Genomic DNA, 18,558 nt, shown 5'->3' on the forward strand with positions numbered 1-18,558 from the left:
GGCTCGAGGCCCGCTCAGAAGTGGAAGCGGTCGGGGCCGAGGTCCCACGGGTCGCGGTCGAGGTACTCCGCCGCGGCGCGGAACACGTTCGCCTCGATCGCCATCCGCCGGTGCAGGTCGTCGGTGCGGTGGAGGTGCGAGAGGCGCTCGATGGGGATGCGGTAGAGCACGATGCGCTTCTCGGCAGACGAGACGAACCAGCGCGGGATGCCCTCGCCATCGGCCGCGGGCGGAAGATCGCCGATCTCGAACCGGACGTCGCGAAGCTCCGGCCAGGCCGAGCGGAGGAACTCCGCCGCCGTGCCGACGGCGAGCTCGAACCGGTCGATGCGCGTCTCGAGCGGCGGAAGGGGCGGACGCACGACGGGGCTGCGGCCCTCGCGGCCGTGCCGCCCGTGCCGCGACGGGCGCGCGACCGGCGCGGAGGCGGATCGGGGAGCCCGGCGTCGCAGCATGCGTCCATCCTATTCGGCAGTGTTCTCGACACGGGCGGCGCGTGGACGGATGGCGAGAGGATCCACGGATGGCGAGAGGTTCGGGCCGGATTCGATCGCCGAGCGTGGAATCTCTCGCCATCCGTGCGCCGGAGCGCAGCCGGGAACACGTGCGGCGCGCCGTGACCGGGGAGTGTCCGGCCCTGCCGCTAGCGTTATGCCGATGCGCGAGAGACAGTGTTCCAAGGTCGGCTGCTCCAAGGAGGCCGTGGCGACGCTGACGTACGACTACGCCGATCAGATGGCCGCCATCGGTCCTCTTGGGCGTGAGGCCGACCCGCACGCGCACGACCTGTGCGCGATGCACACCGAGCGACTGTCGGTGCCGCGCGGGTGGGTCGTCATCCGCCACGAGACGTTGCGTCTCTGACGGTCGCCCCGGCTGCCGCGACGACGCGGGCGCGTGGGAGAATAGCGGAATGCCGGAGACCTATGTGAACACCCGCATCGACTACGCCGTCAAGGACATCTCGCTCGCGGAGGCCGGCCGTCACCAGCTGCGGCTCGCCGAGAACGAGATGCCGGGGCTCATGGCCCTGCGTGCCGAGTTCGGGCCCAGCCAGCCGCTGAAGGGCGCCCGGATCGCGGGATCGCTGCACATGACGGTGCAGACCGCCGTCCTCATCGAGACGCTCACCGCGCTCGGCGCGCAGGTGCGCTGGGCGAGCTGCAACATCTTCTCCACGCAGGACGAGGCGGCCGCGGCCGTCGTCGTGGGCCCGACCGGCACCGTCGACGACCCGCAGGGCGTTCCCGTCTTCGCCTGGAAGGGCGAGACGCTCGAGGAGTACTGGCAGCTCGCCGACCGCATCTTCGACTGGTCGAACGAGGGCTTCGACGGCCCGAACCTCATCCTCGACGACGGCGGCGACGCCACGCTCCTCGTCCACAAGGGCGTCGAGTTCGAGGCGGCGGGTGCGGTTCCGGATGCCGATGACCCCTCGACGGGCTCGGGGACCGTGAGCGGTTCGGGGACCGTGAGCGAGGAGTACCGCATCATCCTCGACACCCTTGGGGCGAGCCTGGCGCGCGACCCCCAGCGCTTCACGCGCATGGCCGAGGGTCTCATCGGAGTGACCGAGGAGACGACCACGGGCGTCCACCGCCTGTACGAGCTCGCGGCATCCGGTGACCTGCTCTTCCCGGCGATCAACGTGAACGACTCCGTCACGAAGTCGAAGTTCGACAACGTCTACGGCATCCGCCACTCGCTGCCCGACGGCATCAACCGCGCCACCGACGTCCTCATCGGAGGCAAGACGGTGTTCGTCGCAGGCTACGGCGACGTCGGCAAGGGTGCGGCCGAGGCGATGCGCGGCCAGGGCGCCCGCGTGATCGTCGGCGAGATCGACCCGATCTGCGCCCTGCAGGCCGCGATGGACGGCTACCAGGTCGCACGCCTCGACGACGTCGCGGGCGACGTCGACATCGTGATCACCGGCACGGGGAACACCCGCGTCGTCACGGTGGACAACATGCTCGCGCTCAAGCACCTCGCCATCGTCGGCAACGTCGGCCACTTCGACGACGAGATCGACATGGCCGGCCTCGCCGCCGTCCCCGGCGCCCAGCGCATCGAGATCAAGCCGCAGGTGCACGAGTGGCGGCTGCCGACCGGGCGCAGCATCCTGGTCCTCAGCGAAGGCCGCCTGCTCAACCTCGGCAACGCGACCGGCCACCCGTCGTTCGTCATGAGCGCATCCTTCACGAACCAGGTGCTCGCCCAGATCGAGCTCTACGCCAACCGGGATGCGTACCCCCTCGGCGTCTACGTGCTGCCCAAGGCGCTCGACGAGAAGGTCGCGCGGCTCCACCTCGCCGCCCTCGGCGTCGAGCTCACGCAACTGACCACGGAGCAGGCCGCGTACATCGGCGTGCCGGTCGAGGGCCCGTACAAGCTCGACCACTACCGGTACTGAGCTACCCGACACCTCTCAGCAGGTCGGCGACCCGCGCGTTCTCGAGTTCGAGGGCGCGCTGCTCGCGGTCGCGTCGCACGGCGACGACGGCACGCACGAACGTCTCGGGGTCGGTGTGCGTGACGGGGGAGGCGAAGAGGGCCGCCTCGTCGGCGAGGGATGCGGCCAGCCGCAGGCGCGCTGAGGGTTCCATGTTCGGCGCCTGACGCACGAACTGCGCGCACCGGCGGGCGAGGGCGTCGGGCAGACGGGCGACGTCCGCGATCTGCGCCCACGCGTCGAGCCCGGGCGGGAGCCCGGGGCCGGCGTCAGGCATCCGCGGTGTGCGGGTGCGCTCGCTGTAGGTGCCGGCCAGGAGGTCGCCGAGCCGCTGCGATCGGGGTGTGAACGCTCCCGTCACCGCGGCGATGGCTCCGGCCGTCATCCAGATCTCGAGGATCCCGACGAGGGCGCGGATGAACGCGTGCCGGAAGCCCGCGGCACCGCCGTCGGAGCGGACGATGCGCCCGCCGACCGCGAGCTTGCCGAGGCTGCGGCCGCGGGAGAGGGTCTCGACGGTCGTCGGCACCACCACGAGGACCAGCACCACGATGACCACGTACGCGATGCGCGCGCTCGCGGCGTCGATGACGCCCATCGCGGAGAGCCAGACGCCCGCCCAGACGAACAGCAGCAGCACGCCGATCGTCGCGGCGACGTCGATCATGAGGCCGAGCGCCCGGAGGAAGAAGCCCACCGGCTGCACGTCGAGCGCGACGGCCTCGCCGGTGAGGACTTCGTCCTGCGCGACGGCGATCGGTGCGGGCATGGCTACAGTAAACCGCATGGACCTCGACGCCCTGGTCGCCGTACGGCACGAGGAATGGGCGCGCCTCGACGAGCTCGGCCGCCGTGGCCGGCTGACCGGCGCGGAGGTCGACGAGCTCGTCACGCGCTACCGCGCGGCATCCGCCGACCTCGCCGACATCAAGACGTCCGCGGGTCGCACGGTCCTCGGTGATCACGTGTCGACGCTGCTCGCGCGTGCGCGCCTGCGCCTGACTGCGACATCCGACCCCGTGTTGCGTCAGATCCCGCGCTTCTTCGTGCGCCAGCTGCCCGCGGCCCTGTACCGCCTGCGATGGACGACGCTCGCGATCGCGGTCGGGTTCTTCATCGTGGCCTCGCTCGTCGCGTTCTGGATCTCGCAGGATGCATCGGCCCTCGCCGCCCTCGGCTCGCGCGCGCAGCTGCAGCACCTCGCCGACCAGGATTTCCTCGACTACTACCGCAAGGACCCGAACGCGGTGTTCGCGGCGAGCGTCTGGACCAACAACGCCTGGATCGCCGTGCAGTGCGTCCTGTTCGGCGTGACCGGGGTGTGGCCGGTCTACACCCTCATGCAGAACGCCGTCGGCGTCGGGACGACGTCGGCGGTGATGATCGCGTTCGGCAAGGGCGACATCCTCCTCCAGTTCATCGCGCCGCATGGGCTCCTCGAGCTCACGAGCATCTTCGTCGCCGCCGCCGCCGGTCTTCACGTCTTCTGGGCATGGGTCGCGCCGGGTCGGCGTTCGCGCGGTGCCGCGCTCGCCGCGGCCGGACGATCGCTCGCCACCGTGGCCGTGGGTCTCATCGGCAGCCTGGCCGTCTCGGGTGCGATCGAGGGTTTCGTCACGCCGACGTACTGGCCGTGGCCGATCAAGGTCGCGATCGGCGCGATGGCGCTCGCGGCGTTCCTCGTGTACATGCTCGTCGTCGGCGGCCGTGCCCAGCGCGCGGGGGAGACCGGCGACCTCACCGAGGGGGAGCGCGGCACAGAGAGGCTCGTTGCGGGCTGACGTTCTTTTGAGCTGATCAAAACAACGCGCTACCGTGGTGGGGTGGCCACCGACGAGATCCTGCGCGGCGCGGGCCTGCGCGTGACTGCTCCCCGCCGTGCGGTGTACGACGCGCTGCGCGGGATGCCGCACGCTCCCGCGGACGCCGTGCTCGCGCGGGTGCGCGCGTCCGATCCGGACGCCAATCTGCAGACCGTCTACAACGCGCTCACCGACTTCGCCGCGGCGGGCATCGTCCGGCGCATCGAGCCCGAGGGGCGCCCGGGCCTCTACGAGCTGCGCGTCGACGACAACCATCATCACGTGGTGTGCACGGGCTGCGGTGCGGTGGCAGACGTCGACTGCGTCGTCGGCGCAGCCCCGTGTCTCACGCCCTCGGATGCGCAGGGCTTCGTCGTGCAGTCCGCCGAGGTCACCTTCTGGGGGCTGTGCGCCGCGTGCGCCGCATCCTCCTCCGTCGCTTCCGCCGGGGCGTAGCCCCTGCCGCAGACCCCTCCGCCGATACCCCTGACAAGGAAGGAAACGCATGACCGAGCACGCCGAGAACACGGCAGACATCGATCAGGACGTCATCGATATCGACACCCCGGAGGCGGGACGCTGTCCCGTCGTGCACGGCCGGCCCCACCCCACATCCGGCACCGCGAACCAGGAGTGGTGGCCGACACGGCTCAACCTGCGACTGCTGGCGAAGGACCCGGCGGTCGCGAACCCGCTAGGAGAAGACTTCGACTACCGCGCGGCGTTCGCCGCGCTCGACTACGAGCAGCTGAAGAAGGACATCGCCGAGACCATCACCGTCTCGCAGGACTGGTGGCCCGCGGACTTCGGCCACTACGGCCCGCTCATCGTGCGGATGGCGTGGCACTCCGCGGGCACGTATCGCGTGATGGACGGCCGCGGCGGCGGCGGAACCGGCCAGCAGCGCTTCGCACCGCTGAACAGCTGGCCCGACAACGTCGGCCTCGACAAGGCGCGGCGTCTGCTGTGGCCCGTCAAGAAGAAGTACGGCGCGAGCATCTCGTGGGCCGACCTCATGATCCTCGCCGGCAACGTCGCGCTCGAGACGATGGGCTTCAAGACCTTCGGCTTCGCGGGCGGCCGGGTGGACGCTTTCGAGCCCGACGACGACGTGTACTGGGGCCCGGAGACGACCTGGCTCGGCGACGAGCGCTACTCGGGCGACCGGGAGCTCCAGAAGCCGCTCGCGGCGGTGCAGATGGGGCTCATCTACGTGAACCCGGAGGGCCCGAACGGCAACCCCGACCCTCTGGCGTCGGCGCGCGACATCCGCGAGACGTTCGCCCGGATGGCGATGAACGACGAGGAGACGGTGGCACTCATCGCCGGCGGCCACACGTTCGGCAAGACCCACGGTGCGGCGTCCGACGCGAACCTCGAGGAGGATCCCGAGGCCGCGGGCCTCGGGGAGCAGGGGCTCGGGTGGAAGAACACCTTCGGCAGCGGCAAGGGCGACGACCAGATCACGAGCGGCCTCGAGGTCACCTGGACGTATCACCCGACGCGCTGGGACGACGAGTTCTTCCACATCCTCTTCGCGTACGAGTGGGAGCTCATGCAGAGTCCGGCCGGCGCGCACCAGTGGCGCCCGGTGAACGGTGGCGGGGCAGACATGGTGCCGCTCGCGCACTCCGCGGGGCGGCGGGAGCCGCGCATGCTGACGAGCGACCTCGCGCTGCGTTTCGACCCCGTCTACGGGCCGATCTCGAAGCGGTTCGCCGAGGATCCGGAAGCCTTCGCCGATGCGTTCGCCCGTGCGTGGTTCAAGCTGACCCACCGCGACATGGGTCCGTCGGCCCGCTACCTCGGACCCGAGGTGCCGGCAGAGCGGCTCGTCTGGCAGGACCCGATCCCCGCCGTCGATCACCCGCTCATCGACGAGGACGACGCCGCGGACCTGAAGGCCCGCATCCTCGCGACCGGCCTCACGATCGCCCAGCTCGTCTCGACGACGTGGGCTGCGGCATCCACGTTCCGTGGAAGCGACAAGCGCGGCGGCGTCAACGGCGCCCGCATCCGTCTGGCGCCGCAGAAGGACTGGGCTGTCAACAACCCGACCGAGCTTGCGACCGTGCTCGCCGCGCTCGAGGGCGTGAAGGCCGAGTTCGACGCGGAGCAGACCGACGGCACCAAGGTGTCCTTGGCGGATCTCATCGTGCTCGCGGGCAACGCAGGCGTCGAGCAGGCCGCAGCCGCCGCAGGCCACGACGTGACCGTTCCGTTCCGGCCCGGGCGCACGGATGCCGCGCAGGACCAGACCGACGTGCTCTCCTTCGGCTTCCTGGAGCCGGCAGCCGACGGCTTCCGGAACTACCTCGGCCCGGTGGCGCTGGAGTCGGCGCTCCCCGGGGAGCACCTGCTCGTCGACAAGGCCAACCTGCTGACGCTGACGGCCCCGGAGATGACGGTGCTCGTCGGCGGACTGCGTGTGCTCGGGGCGAACTGGGAGGGGTCGGACTACGGCGTGCTCACGGATCGGCCCGGAGTGCTGACGAACGACTTCTTCGTCAACCTGCTCGACCTCGGCACCTCGTGGCGGGCGCTCGACCCCGGCCAGCATGCGTTCGCCGGCGCCAACGGCGACAGCCGCTGGGTGGGCACGCGCGCCGACCTCGTGTTCGGCTCGAACTCGGAGCTGCGTGCGGTCGCCGAGGTGTACGCGAGCGACGACGCCGACGCGAAGTTCGTGCGCGACTTCGTCGCCGCATGGACGAAGGTCACCGAGCTCGATCGGTTCGACCTGGTCTGAATCCGCCAAGACGAAGGCCGGCCACCTCCCGGTGGCCGGCCTTCGTCACGCTCAGGCCGCGTCCGGGCTGTCGAACAGCGCCTTGTACGCGAAGCCCGCCACGAGCGCGCCCACGATGGGGAAGACGATGAACACCCACAGCTGCGCGAGCGCTTCGCCGCCGCCGTAGATCGCGGTCGCGATCGAGCGCGCGGGGTTCACCGACGTGTTGTCGATCGGGATCGTGGCGATGTGGATGAGGGTCAGCGTCAGGCCGATCGCGAGTCCGGCCAACTTCGTGCCGCGTGACGGATGCGTGACCCCGAGGATCACGAACAGGAAGATCGCCGTGAACAGCAGTTCGACGACGATCGCGCCGCCGATCCCGAAGTGCGAGGGGGAGAGGTCGCCCCATCCGTTCGACGCGAAGCCGCCGTCCTGCGCGGTCTTGAGCCACCCGGAGGGACCGGTGAGGCCGATGAGCACCACCACCGTCGTCGCGATCGCGCCGCCGACGACCTGCGCGAGCACGTAGCCGGTGACCTTCCGCCACGGGAAGCGGCCGGCGGCGGCGAGGCCCATGGTGACGGCCGGATTGAAGTGCCCGCCGGAGATCGGGCCGAACGCGTAGAAGCCGACGACAACCGTGAGGCCCACGGCGAAGGCGACGCCGAGGAATCCCACGCCCTTGTTGGCGGCGGGAGTGCCTTCGCCGAAGCCCGCGGCGAACAGCGCCGTCGCGACGACCCCGATGACGAGCAGGAACGAGCCGAACGCCTCGGCGATGAGGGCGGCCGTGCGGGAGGGAGTGGTCGTGCCGGTCGGTGATGCCGTCGAATCGCTCACGGAATGCTCCTTCGAATGCGCGGGGGTCCGCACCGAGGCTAGTGGATGGCCGTCGCACGGCGCGCACTACCTGGGAATGGGCTGACAGTGGGCTAGTGTTTTTCCGTCCCCTGGACGCGCTCTTCCGCGTCTCGTTCTGAAGGAGAACCTCATGTCGGGCACGCTTCGCAGTGCACTTGCCGAGTTCATCGGCACTTTCCTCTTCGTCTTCGCGATCATCAGCGCCGTCAACGACGGATCCGTCTTCGCGCCTATCGCCATCGGCTTCGCGCTCATGGTCCTCGTCTACGCCACCGGTCACATCTCCGGAGCGCACCTGAACCCGGCGGTCTCGGTCGGCGTGTGGCTGCGCGGTGCGATCGGCGCGAAGGACATGCTCGTCTACATCGTCGCGCAGCTCGTCGGAGCGGCCCTCGGTGCGGCCGTGACCTTCGCGCTGTTCCCGACGCCCAAGGCGCCGGGCAAGTTCGAGCTCGGTCCCTCGTTCCTCGTCGAGGCGCTGTGGACGCTCGTGCTCGTCTACGTCGTCCTGAACGTCGCCACGTCGAAGGACAACGCGAACAACTCGTTCTACGGCCTCGCGATCGGCTCGACGGTCCTCGTCGGCGCGATCGCCGTCGGACCGATCTCGGGCGGCGCGTTCAACCCTGCCGTCGCGCTCGGCCTGTCGATCACGGGCCACTTCGCGTGGGCGTCCTTCTGGGTCTACGTCGTCGCGCCGATCGTCGGCGGTGCCGTTGCGGCGCTTCTGTTCCGCCTGCTGAACACGCACGACAAGCTGCCGCTGGCCGTGGCCGCGGAGGAGTCGACCGCCGCTTCGGCGTAACGTTCCTGAATCGAAGCCGGCCCGGGCGATGCGCCCGGGCCGGCTTCGTCGTCCCGCGCGGGGTCGGATCCGCCGTCGTTGACTTCCCTCAGAAGTACGCGACACGCCGGGCGCGTCGTACTTCTGCGGCAAGTCGACGAGAAGGAGCGGGGCTCAGAGCCTCCCGAGGGCCTTCAGCGCGAGATAGCGATCGGCGATGCGCGGGGGGAGGTCGTCGGCGGAAGCCGTGATCGCCTCGGCCCCGGCGCGACGGATGGCGGCTGCGACGCGGTCCGCGTCGTGCTGCGACCGCTCGCGGGCCGCGGCCGCGTAGGCGTCTTCGTCGGCGAGAGCGGGATCCTCGTCCGTCGCGGTGCCGACGAGCACGTGGGTGCCGGCGAGCGAGGGGAGGCTCGCGAGGAAGCCGCGGGATGCCTCCGGCTCGTCCTGCGCAGTCAGGAGCACGACGAGCGCCGGATGCGTCGCGAGCGTCCGCGCAGCGGCGAACGCCGCGTCCCAGTCCGTGTCGATGAGCTGCGGATCGACGGGAGCCATCGCATCCACGAGCGCCGGGAGGAGTGCGGGTCCTTCGACACGGGTCACCCGCGCCCGGGGGATGCGGTCGAAGAGGACGACGTGGAGATGGTCTCCGGCGCGTGTCGCGAGGGCGGCGAGGAGCAGCGTCGCCTCGAATGCGGCATCCAGGCGCGTGCCATCGCCGACGCGCGCTGCCGCGGTGCGTCCTGTGTCGACGACGACCACGATGTGGCGGTCCCGCTCGGGGCGCCACGTGCGGAGCATCGTCGTCCCGGCGCGTGCGGTCGCCCGCCAGTCGATCGAGCGGACGTCGTCGCCGCGCACGTACTCGCGCAGGCTGTCGAACTCGGTCCCGGCCCCGCGCACCTGGACGCTCGTCGCGCCGTCGAGCTCGCGCAGCCGCGCAAGCCGTGAGGGGAGGTGCCGGCGCGCGGTGAAGGGCGGAAGCACCCGCAGCGCCCCGGGAGCGGCGACGACCGCTTGACGTCCGGCGAGTCCGAGCGGCCCGTTCGAGCGGATGACGACGAACCCCGTGCGCAGCTCCCCACGACGGCGGGGCAGGAGAGGGATCGCGTACGTCCGCCGCTCTCCGGGGGGCAGATCGACGCGGATGCGCGCATCCGGTGCGCCCGCGGTCGGCTGCCAGGCATCCCGCATCCGGCCCCGGATCCGCCGGGTCCCGGTGTTGCGCACGGTGAGCGCGGCCGCGACCGGCTCCCCGAGCCGAGCCCGGGCGGGCAGATTCCGCGAGACGTCGACGCGGCGCGGCGATGCCGCGGCCGCTGCATCCACACAGGCCGCGATCGCGCACAGCACGATCCACCCCGCCGCCACCGCCCACGGCGAGGCCCCGGCGGCCGCGAGCATGACGACGGGGACAACGCCGACGGCGACGAGGAGGGCGAGCCGGCCGGTGAGGAACATCAGAGCGGGACGGGGGTCTGCTGCACGACGGAGGACAGGATCGCGTCGACGGACACGCCCTCGAGCTCCGCCTCGGGGCGCAGCCGGATGCGGTGCCGCCACGTCGGCACGAGCATCGTCTGCACGTGATCGGGGGTGATCCCGGGGGAGCCCACGAGCCACGCCCAGGCCTTCGCCGTCGCGAGGAGCGACGTCGCGGCGCGCGGGCTCACTCCGAGCTGCACGGACGGACTCTGCCGCGTCGCCCGGGCGAGGTCGACGATGTACGCGATGACGTCGTCGGAGGCGTCGACGGATGATGCAGACCGCTGTGCCGCGTGGAGCTCGGGCACCGTCACGACGGGCGTGAGCTCGCCGAGGTCGCGCGGGCGGAAGCCGCGTGCGTGACGGCGCAGGACGTCGAGCTCGGCGTCGCGCGCCGGCACGTCGATCAGGAGCTTCAGGAGGAACCGGTCGAGCTGCGCCTCGGGCAGCGTGTACGTGCCCTCGTGCTCGATCGGGTTCTGCGTCGCCGCCACGAAGAACGGGTCGGGCAGCGGCCGCGAGACCCCGTCGGTGGACACCTGGCGCTCCTCCATCGCCTCCAGGAGCGCGGCCTGCGTCTTAGGCGGTGTCCGGTTGATCTCGTCGGCCAGCACGATGTTCGTGAAGACGGGCCCCTCGCGGAACTCGAACTCGCCCGTCCGCGCGTCGTACACGAGCGATCCGGAGACGTCGCCCGGCATGAGGTCCGGGGTGAACTGGATGCGCTTCGTCTCGAGGCCGAGCGAGCGGCTGAACGCGCGGACGAGAAGCGTCTTCGCGACGCCCGGCACGCCTTCCAGCAGCACGTGCCCCTGCGCGAGGAGGGCGATCAGGAGCCCCGTGACCGCGCCATCCTGTCCGACCACCGCCTTGCCGACTTCGAGCCGGACGCGGTTCATCGCCTCGCGGAGTTCAGTGTCGTTCATTCGTGGTTCCTTCCGGGCGGACGGCCGCATGCACGGCGTCCTCGAGGTCGCGGAGGTCGGCGGCGAGGCGAGCGAGGTCGCGATCGCCGGCGGGGACGGTGTCGATGAGGATGGCGTGGACCATCCGCGGATCCGCCCCCAGACGGGCGGCGACCGCGTCGGCGACGGATGCGGCGGATGCGGACGGCGGGAGGCCCAGCAGTCGCGCGAGACGACCGCGCGCGCCGTGACGCAGCTGCGCGAGCGCGTGCCCCGCATCCCCGGACCGGGCGTACAGGCGCGCGCGTCCCGCCGCGGTCTCGCCGATGCGGACGGTGACAGGCAGGTTCTCCTCGACGAGGGGGCCGAATCGCCGCCCGCGCCAGATTCCTGCCGCGACACCGGCGACGAGGAGCAGCACGATCACCGGCGACACCCACTCCGGTGTGAGGGAGCCGAGGGTGGGCGGTGCGGAGAGGTCGCTGTCGTCGATCGACGGCATGAACCATACGAGGGTGGCGCGCGTTCCGAGGAGGTTCATCGCGAGCGCCGCGTTGCCGTGCTCGGCGAGGTGCTCGTTCGCGAGCAGCGACTTCCCGTCGAGCGCACTGAGGGGCCCCGAGGCGCGGTCCACCCGCAGCAGGGCCGCGGCATCGCCGGACGGGTAGCAGACGGACACCCCGTCCCCCGGGACGGCGATGGCCGCGACAGAGATGACGCCGGCGCGGTTCGCGGCGGGCAGGTCGCACGCCGGTGCGAGGGCGCCGGTCGCGAATCCTGCGGGCCGCGAGTCGTGGAAGAGCGTGCGCAGCGACCGCGCGCGCGGGTCGATCACGACGGCATCGGCCGCGGCATCCGCCACCGCGCGCAGCCGTGCGTCGGAGAGGTACGGGCTGTCCGGCATCGCGAGCGTCGCGGCCGTGGCGTGCAGGGCGTCGAGCGCGCTCTGCGTATCGCGGACGACGTCGACGCGCACGCCGTGCTGCTCCAGGAGCTGGACGATCGCCCGCGCACCGTCGGGGGCCGCGGACTCGGGATCGAGGGGCGCCTTCTTCGCCCACGGCTGGCCGCCGAACAGAGACACCCCGAGGAGGGCGGCGACGAGGATGCCTGCGCCGATGGCGATCCATGCGGCGACGCGCCCCCCGCGTCGGCGACCGGCGGCCGACGGGATGAGCGGCTGCGCGGCGTCCGACGGGCGGGGCGGCGCGTCCGCGAGCGCGGAGGGCGGTGATGCGGTCATGCCGGCGCACCCGCGTCGGCGAGGGCGGGGGAGTGAGACGCGTCGGCGGTCGCGGTCTCCGCCGCGACCACGCGCGCGTAGAGATCGGGCGTGCCGGGCCGCCGGAGGTATCGCACATCGTCGAAGGCGGTCGCGGCGGTCTCGAGCGCCACGGCGGCCGAAGGGATGCGGCGGCCCGCGGCCCGCGCGAAACCATGGGCGGTCGCGCCCGGAGCGGTGTGGACCACGTCCCGCTCATCGAGCCCGCGCGCGAGCGCGCGGAAGCGGAGGACGACGGCCTCGTCCCACGCGGCGCGTGCGGCGGCCGCATCCGCCGCCCGCCGCAGCTGGGCCGCGGTGCGCTCCTCGACATCGCCGAAGAGATCCGAGGCACGGCGGGTCTGCGGAACGGTGCGCGAACGCCCCCAGATGAAGAACGCGCCGATGACGAGCAGCACGACGACGATCGCGACGAGTGCGGCGATCCACCAGCCCCACGCGCCGCCGGGCGAGACACGGAACAGATTCGTGAAGAAGTCGCGGATGGCGGCGGCGACCTCGTCGAACACCGTCGGCCGCGCCGCGGCGTAGACGGGCTTCGAGAGCTCCTGCTCGGCCCAGCGGCGCGCCTCGTCACCGCTGGGCGTCAGCGGCGGCACGTCGTCGGAGAACGGCAGGAGCACGAGCATCATGGGGTGGAGGGGTCGTCAGGGCGTTCGCCGGGCGCGGTCCACTGCGTCGGCGCAGGTGCGACGTCCGGTGCGGGAGCCGGAGCCGCCGCCGGTGCGCCGGGTGCGCCGCCCGGCACCGGTGCCGCCGGATAGGCGGCCGGGGGTGCGGCATACCCCGGTGCGGGGTATCCCAGTGCAGGGTACGCCTGGGGCGGATATCCGTACCCGGGCTGCCCGGCGTACGCGGGCGCTGGATGGCGCGGCGCGGCGATGCGCCCGATGCCCACCGTGTACGGGTCGGCGAGGCCCGGCGCGCCCGCATCTCGCTGTTCCACGTAGGACAGCAGATCGAGGTCGAGACCTTCGTGGCGCATGCGGCAGTCGACATACAGGAGCGCGGTCGCGGTCGAGAGGACCACCGTCGAGATCGCCGAGATGACCAGGGCGAGGCACTGCACGGCGACGACGGTGATGATGAAGCTCAGCGGCACCGTCGTCGCGTCGGCTCCAGTGGGAGCGATGATCGTGGACAGCGTCGAGCCGAGCAGGCTGAACGGGATCGAGATGATCTGCGCGAGCACCTGGAAGATCAGCTGGATGACGATCGTGACGCCCAGGATCGGCCAGAACCGCGAGCGGGTGAGCCGCCAGGACCTCGCTATGCCGCCACGGATCGTGGCGCGCTCGAGGATGATGGCGGCAGGGGTGAGCAGCAGCTTCGTGGAGAGCCACAGCGACAGCACGATGCCGCCGAGGACGGACAGGATCGCCGCGAGCACCGCGGCGATCGGCGTCAGCAGCGCGAGGCCGGAGATCGCGAGCACAACGGCGCCGACGCCGAGAAGCACCGCCGCCCCGAGGATCGCGGCGTACCCGATGAGCCGCCACGCCACGGGCCGCACGCGGCGCCACAGGGCCTTCAGCGTCAGCTTCTCCGCGAGGACCTCGTGTGCCACCTCCGTGACGACGACGGCCTGCACGATGACGCCGAGCACACCCGCGGCGAGTCCCAGGATGCCGGCGACGAGCACGGTGATCGCGAACGAGCCGGCCATGATCGCGTTGTAGTCGTCGCTCCCGGGCGTCACGGTGTCCAGGCGCGAGAACACCCCGAACGCGACTCCGGCGGTCGCCGCGCCGACGACGATGTAGGCGGCGACCTGCACGAGGAGCGCGAATCCGAGCAGCACGCGCGGGTTCTGGCGGAGGGCGGTGAACGACCGACCCAGCACGGCTCCGAACGTGAGGGGATGCAGCGGCACGATCCCCGGCCGCGGCGGCGGCGTCCACGCGGGCCTGCCCTGTTGCGGCGTCGTCCAGGTCACGCGCATCCCCTGCTCTCCCGGCTCCTGCACCGTGTGCCCCATGCTGTCACACTGGAGCGTCACGGCGCGGGCACAGCATGCCTCCACCCCTCTGTCAAGGTGCTTCCGTTAGTCTGTGGACAAATCCCGCTCGGGGCGGCTCTGTCATGCCGTCGCGAGACTCGACGTCTCAGAAGGACTCACGCGCAGATGGCACCCCGCATCCTGGTGGTCGACGACGACACCGCTCTGGCCGAGATGATCGGCATCGTGCTGCGCACGGAGGGTTTCGAGACGTCGTTCTGCGCCGACGGCTCGCAGGCCGTCGAGGCGTTCCGCACGCAGCGGCCCGACCTCATCCTCCTCGACCTCATGCTGCCCGGAATGGACGGCATCGAGATCTGCACGCGCGTGCGTGCGGAATCCGGCGTCCCCATCATCATGCTCACCGCCCGCACCGACACCGCCGACGTCGTCCGCGGCCTCGAGTCGGGGGCGGACGACTACATCGTCAAGCCCTTCAACCCGAAGGAGCTCGTCGCCCGCATCCGCACGCGCCTGCGCCCGACCGTCTCAACGGTGCGGGAGGACCTGCGCATCGGCGACCTCACGGTCGACGTCGCTGGTCACGAGGTGCGTCGCGGCGAGGAGCCGATCGCCCTCACGCCGCTCGAGTTCGAACTGCTCGTGGCGCTCGCGACGAAACCCCAGCAGGTCTTCTCGCGCGAGATGCTGCTCGAGCAGGTCTGGGGCTATCACTACAAGGCCGACACGCGCCTGGTGAACGTCCACGTCCAGCGCCTGCGTGCCAAGGTCGAGCGCGACCCGGACAACCCCAAGATCGTCACCACCGTGCGCGGAGTCGGCTACCGGGCCGGCGCCGCGGTGTGAGCCAGTGAGGCCGTGATGGCTCCCGCCTCCACCCCGGCCGCGGCCTCCCGCCCTCCCGTCACCGCCTGGCGCGACTGGCGCGCGTGGCCGGAGAGCCTCGCGAGCCTGTGGCGACGCTCGCTGCGCTTCCGCACGGTGCTCATCACCGTCGCCCTCACCGCCCTCGCGATCCTCATCGCGTGCGTGTGGATGGCGCTCGCCATCCAGAACGACCTCTTCCAGTCGCGCCTTCAGCAGGTCGAGTCCGACTCGCGCCGCGCGACGCAGGCCGCGCAGAGGTACCTGGATGCCGCTGAGCCTCAGGGTGACGCCGTGCAGTTGCAGCTGCTGATGAAGCAAGCCGTGCGGAATCTGCAGCAGCAATCTGCCACTGACATGATCGCGGTCTACCGAATCGCGAAGTACTCGCCCATCGCGCCGCAGGACGTCACGACCGGTCTGGAGAAGTCGATCATCTCTGCAGACCTCCGCGCGAAGGTGCGCGCCGGTGGCGAGCCGCAGTGGTGGCAGTCGGTGGCGTTGCCGGCGGGCGAGGGCCAGCAGGTCGCCGGGATCATCGTCGGCCAGCAGATCACCGTGCCCGAGGTGGGGCCGTACGAGCTCTACTTCGCCTACGATCTCGGCGCCGCCTCCCAGACCCTGTCCTTCATCCAGGCGACCCTGTGGATCGTGGGCATCGCCCTGCTCATCCTCATCGGCGCGATCGCGTGGTTCGTGCTGCGCTCGCTGACCGCCCCCATCAGCGCAGCGGCCGAGACGAGTGCGAAACTGGCAGCCGGCGATTTCGGCGAACGGCTGCCGGTGCACGGCGAGGACGAGCTCGCCACGCTCGGACGCTCATTCAACGCGATGGCGGACAGCATCGAGTCGCAGATCAAGGAGCTCGCGGACCTGTCCCTCGTCCAGCAGCGCTTCGTCTCCGACGTCTCGCACGAGCTGCGCACGCCCCTGACGACGATCCGTCTGGCGTCCGACATGCTCAACGACAGCCGGGACGACTTCGATCCGGCTACCGCCCGCGCCGCCGAGCTCCTCCACGCGCAGGTGCAGCGGTTCGAGACGCTCCTGACCGACCTGCTCGAGATCAGCCGATACGACGCGGGCTCGGTCCAGCTCGAGCTCGAGCCGACGAGTCTCGCGCATCTCGCCGAAGACGTCATCGCGTCGATGAGCCAGCTGGCGGAGCAGCACCACACGAGCGTGCGGCTCGTCGCTCCGGGGGCGTATTCCCCGGTCGACATGGACCCGCGACGAATCCGCCGCATCGTCCGCAACCTCCTCGGGAATGCGATCGAGCACGGAGAGGGCCACCCCATCGTCGTCACGGTCGACTCCAACCAGCAGGCTGTTGCGATCGGCGTGCGCGACTTCGGACTCGGCATGACGCCGGAGGAGACCGACCGGGTCTTCGACCGGTTCTGGCGCGCCGACCCGTCACGGGTGCGGACGATCGGCGGCACGGGACTGGGGCTCTCGATCTCGCTCGGCGACGCCCGCTTGCACGGCGGGACTCTCGCCGTCTGGAGCGCGCCCGGCAAGGGGTCGAATTTCGTTCTCACGCTGCCGCGCGCCGGCCAGCGCCTGGATGGCGCGATGCCGATCCCGGTCGATCCCGGCGAGGACGCGCTTGCCTCCCTCGGTGCGACGCAGCCCATCGGAGTGACATCGGGGAGCGACTCATGAAGCGCCGGTTCGGGATCGCCGCTGTCGTGGCGGCTCTTGCGGTCGCCCTGACCGCATGCACGGGGCTGCCCATGTCGGGACCGGTCGTGCAGGGTCTTCCCGCGGGGCAGAACGCCGGCGATGCCGCATTCGCATTCCTTCCGGACGGCCCGCAGCGCGGTGCGACCCCCCAGCAGATCGTTGACGGGTTCCTCAAGGCAGGATCGGGGCCGCAGGGCGGCTGGGAGACGGCGCGCCTGTTCCTCGCTTCGTCGTTCCGCGACACATGGAAGCCGACGGCCGGTGTCACCGTTGATGACCTTTCAGCCCGGTCGTATTCGCCCGATGGTGCCGACAATGACAAGCGCGCCAGCATCGACCTTCAGGTGAGCCCGGTCGCGTCCGTCGACGCCAACGGGGGTTACACCGTCGTCTCGTCGACCAAGCCGACGCCCCTTTCGTTCTCCCTCGCGCGCCAGTCGGACGGCGAGTGGCGCATCACGAAGGCCCGGGACGGCATCGTGCTGGACCAGACGACGTTCGCCAGCGTCTTCCACCCTTACTCGCTGATGTACTACGACACGTCGTGGACCTACCTCGTGCCGGACGTGCGGTGGTTCCCGGCGACGAATGCGGCGTCGCGCATCGTCCAGGCGCTCGTCAAGCAGAAGCCGAGCGCATGGCTCATGGACAGCGTCCGCTCGGCGTTCCCCGAGAACGTGGGGGTGTCCGCATCCGTTCCGCAGACCGCCGGGGTGGCGCAGGTCGACGTGACGGGCATCGACACTCAGCAGATACAGCAGACGACCCTCAACCGGATGCTGACCCAGTTGACGGCGAGTCTCGCGACCGCCGGGATCACGAGCGTCAAGATGTTGAGCGGCTCGACTCCGGTCGACGCGACCGTCCTCGCGCCGCCGTCGGCGCCTCCGCCGCAGACTGTCCTGCTGACCGACAAGGGATTCGGCCTATATCAGTCCGAGGGTCAGATCGATCCCCTGCCCGGGCTCGATGGAGCGGTCGCTCAGCAGCACCCGAATGCGATCGAGCTGTCCGCGGATCGGCAGACCGCCGCGCTCCGGCTCGACGACGGTACTGTCGGGATGCTCAGCACCGGCCGTCCGATGGCCGCGATCGATGCGCGCCCGGGGCTCGTGGGGCCGACGCTCGACCCTCGCGGCTTCGTGTGGACAGTCCCCGCGGCCGCGCCGACCGCCGTGCGCGCGGTCAACGATGCGGGCAAGGGTGGGGCGATCGCGGGGGCCTGGAGCGGTGCCTCGCGTATCGAAGCGATGCGCGTCTCGCACGATGGCGCGCGCATCGCGGCGATCGTCGTCGTCGGCGGCCGGCCCTTGCTCGAGGTCGCCGGCATCATCCGCGACCCGGACACCCTTGTGCCGCAGAGGCTCAGCGACCCGGTCGTCATCGGGACGCTCCCCGGCGATGGCCTGAATCTCGACTGGCTCGACGACACGACCGTCGGTGCCCTTGCGCACGATGGCGACAGCATCACGCTCGTCGCGCAGCAGGTCGGCGGCACCGCCCAGTCGATCGACGCACCGCCGGGCGCGGTCTCCCTCGCCGGCCTGACGACTGTGGAGACCGTGCGCCTGCGGGGTGCGGACGGCGCGCTGTACCTGCAGCGCGGATCGACCTGGTCGCCGGTCGGTTCGGGCGTGCGGGTCCTCGCGACCGTGCAGTAGGTCTTCCTCCCGAGGGCAGACGAGCGTGGCCCTTGTCCACCGAACGTTCGCGCGCCGCACCTCGGGGTCGGGGATCGATCGA

General features: G+C 71.1%; 17 protein-coding genes. 9 read left to right on the forward strand and 8 right to left on the reverse strand.

Annotated features, from left to right (window positions below):
* Window positions 1-14: 14 nt before the first annotated feature.
* Window positions 15-455 carry a metallopeptidase family protein gene (locus QSV35_RS13450; protein WP_286289297.1) on the reverse strand — a complete coding sequence of 147 codons (441 nt, stop codon included), beginning with the start codon at window positions 453-455 and terminating at the stop codon, window positions 15-17.
* A gap of 202 nt (window positions 456-657) precedes the next feature.
* On the opposite strand from QSV35_RS13450, the gene QSV35_RS13455 reads away from it, so the two are divergent.
* Entirely contained in the window at window positions 658-864 is a 207-nt protein-coding gene (locus QSV35_RS13455; RefSeq protein ID WP_286289298.1) for a DUF3499 family protein, read from the forward strand.
* Between the two features lie 49 nt (window positions 865-913).
* On the forward strand, window positions 914-2,413 hold the full coding sequence (gene ahcY, locus QSV35_RS13460) for an adenosylhomocysteinase (protein ID WP_286289299.1): 1,500 nt from the start codon (window positions 914-916) through the stop codon (window positions 2,411-2,413).
* A gap of 1 nt (window position 2,414) precedes the next feature.
* Here ahcY and QSV35_RS13465 read toward each other — a convergent pair whose 3' ends face one another.
* On the reverse strand, window positions 2,415-3,221 hold the full coding sequence (locus tag QSV35_RS13465; protein ID WP_286289300.1) for an RDD family protein: 807 nt from the start codon (window positions 3,219-3,221) through the stop codon (window positions 2,415-2,417).
* A 16-nt stretch (window positions 3,222-3,237) separates the two neighbouring features.
* Between QSV35_RS13465 and QSV35_RS13470 the strand changes: the two genes are divergently transcribed.
* The 3 genes from QSV35_RS13470 to katG are packed head-to-tail and all read left to right on the forward strand — an operon-like array spanning window position 3,238 to window position 7,003.
* On the forward strand, window positions 3,238-4,233 hold the full coding sequence (locus QSV35_RS13470) for a stage II sporulation protein M (protein WP_286289301.1): 996 nt from the start codon (window positions 3,238-3,240) through the stop codon (window positions 4,231-4,233).
* A gap of 42 nt (window positions 4,234-4,275) precedes the next feature.
* A complete protein-coding gene (locus tag QSV35_RS13475) occupies window positions 4,276-4,710 on the forward strand; it encodes a Fur family transcriptional regulator (protein WP_286289302.1) in 435 nt (144 codons plus the stop codon).
* Window positions 4,711-4,759: 49 nt separating this feature from the next.
* Window positions 4,760-7,003 (forward strand): catalase/peroxidase HPI, encoded by a 2,244-nt coding sequence (gene katG / locus QSV35_RS13480; protein WP_286289303.1) that lies wholly within the window; start codon window positions 4,760-4,762, stop codon window positions 7,001-7,003.
* A gap of 51 nt (window positions 7,004-7,054) precedes the next feature.
* Here the strand turns inward: katG and QSV35_RS13485 are convergent, their stop codons facing one another.
* A complete protein-coding gene (locus QSV35_RS13485) occupies window positions 7,055-7,828 on the reverse strand; it encodes an aquaporin (RefSeq protein ID WP_286289304.1) in 774 nt (257 codons plus the stop codon).
* Between the two features lie 151 nt (window positions 7,829-7,979).
* Here QSV35_RS13485 and QSV35_RS13490 point away from each other — a divergent pair, with 151 nt between their 5' ends.
* A complete protein-coding gene (locus tag QSV35_RS13490) occupies window positions 7,980-8,654 on the forward strand; it encodes an MIP/aquaporin family protein (RefSeq protein ID WP_286289305.1) in 675 nt (224 codons plus the stop codon).
* A gap of 153 nt (window positions 8,655-8,807) precedes the next feature.
* Here QSV35_RS13490 and QSV35_RS13495 read toward each other — a convergent pair whose 3' ends face one another.
* From QSV35_RS13495 to QSV35_RS13515, 5 genes are read right to left on the reverse strand one after another with little or no spacing between them, the layout of a single operon-like run.
* The gene (locus QSV35_RS13495) at window positions 8,808-10,094 is read right to left on the reverse strand and encodes a DUF58 domain-containing protein (RefSeq protein WP_286289306.1); all 1,287 of its coding nucleotides are present in this window, start codon (window positions 10,092-10,094) and stop codon (window positions 8,808-8,810) included.
* Window positions 10,094-11,044, reverse strand: a complete 951-nt coding sequence (locus QSV35_RS13500) for an AAA family ATPase (RefSeq protein WP_286289307.1) — start codon at window positions 11,042-11,044, stop codon at window positions 10,094-10,096. Before QSV35_RS13500 ends, QSV35_RS13495 begins: the two co-directional genes overlap by 1 nt.
* Window positions 11,031-12,266 carry a DUF4350 domain-containing protein gene (locus QSV35_RS13505; RefSeq protein ID WP_286289308.1) on the reverse strand — a complete coding sequence of 412 codons (1,236 nt, stop codon included), beginning with the start codon at window positions 12,264-12,266 and terminating at the stop codon, window positions 11,031-11,033. The genes QSV35_RS13500 and QSV35_RS13505 overlap by 14 nt, the downstream gene beginning before the upstream one ends.
* A complete protein-coding gene (locus tag QSV35_RS13510; RefSeq protein ID WP_286289309.1) occupies window positions 12,263-12,937 on the reverse strand; it encodes a DUF4129 domain-containing protein in 675 nt (224 codons plus the stop codon). Before QSV35_RS13510 ends, QSV35_RS13505 begins: the two co-directional genes overlap by 4 nt.
* Complete coding sequence (locus QSV35_RS13515) at window positions 12,934-14,283, reverse strand: DUF7847 domain-containing protein (RefSeq protein WP_286289310.1); 1,350 nt, start codon at window positions 14,281-14,283, stop codon at window positions 12,934-12,936. Before QSV35_RS13515 ends, QSV35_RS13510 begins: the two co-directional genes overlap by 4 nt.
* A 147-nt stretch (window positions 14,284-14,430) precedes the next feature.
* Here QSV35_RS13515 and mtrA point away from each other — a divergent pair, with 147 nt between their 5' ends.
* The 3 genes from mtrA to QSV35_RS13530 are packed head-to-tail and all read left to right on the forward strand — an operon-like array spanning window position 14,431 to window position 18,476.
* The gene (gene mtrA, locus QSV35_RS13520; protein ID WP_286289311.1) at window positions 14,431-15,111 is read left to right on the forward strand and encodes an MtrAB system response regulator MtrA; all 681 of its coding nucleotides are present in this window, start codon (window positions 14,431-14,433) and stop codon (window positions 15,109-15,111) included.
* Between the two features lie 15 nt (window positions 15,112-15,126).
* Window positions 15,127-16,794: an MtrAB system histidine kinase MtrB gene (gene mtrB, locus QSV35_RS13525; RefSeq protein ID WP_286289312.1), complete on the forward strand. Its 1,668-nt coding sequence runs from the start codon at window positions 15,127-15,129 to the stop codon at window positions 16,792-16,794.
* A complete protein-coding gene (locus QSV35_RS13530) occupies window positions 16,791-18,476 on the forward strand; it encodes an LpqB family beta-propeller domain-containing protein (RefSeq protein WP_286289313.1) in 1,686 nt (561 codons plus the stop codon). Before mtrB ends, QSV35_RS13530 begins: the two co-directional genes overlap by 4 nt.
* Window positions 18,477-18,558 lie beyond the last annotated feature (82 nt).

It is taken from the genome of Microbacterium candidum, from assembly GCF_030315975.1.
Classification (GTDB): Bacteria; Actinomycetota; Actinomycetes; order Actinomycetales; family Microbacteriaceae; genus Microbacterium; species Microbacterium candidum.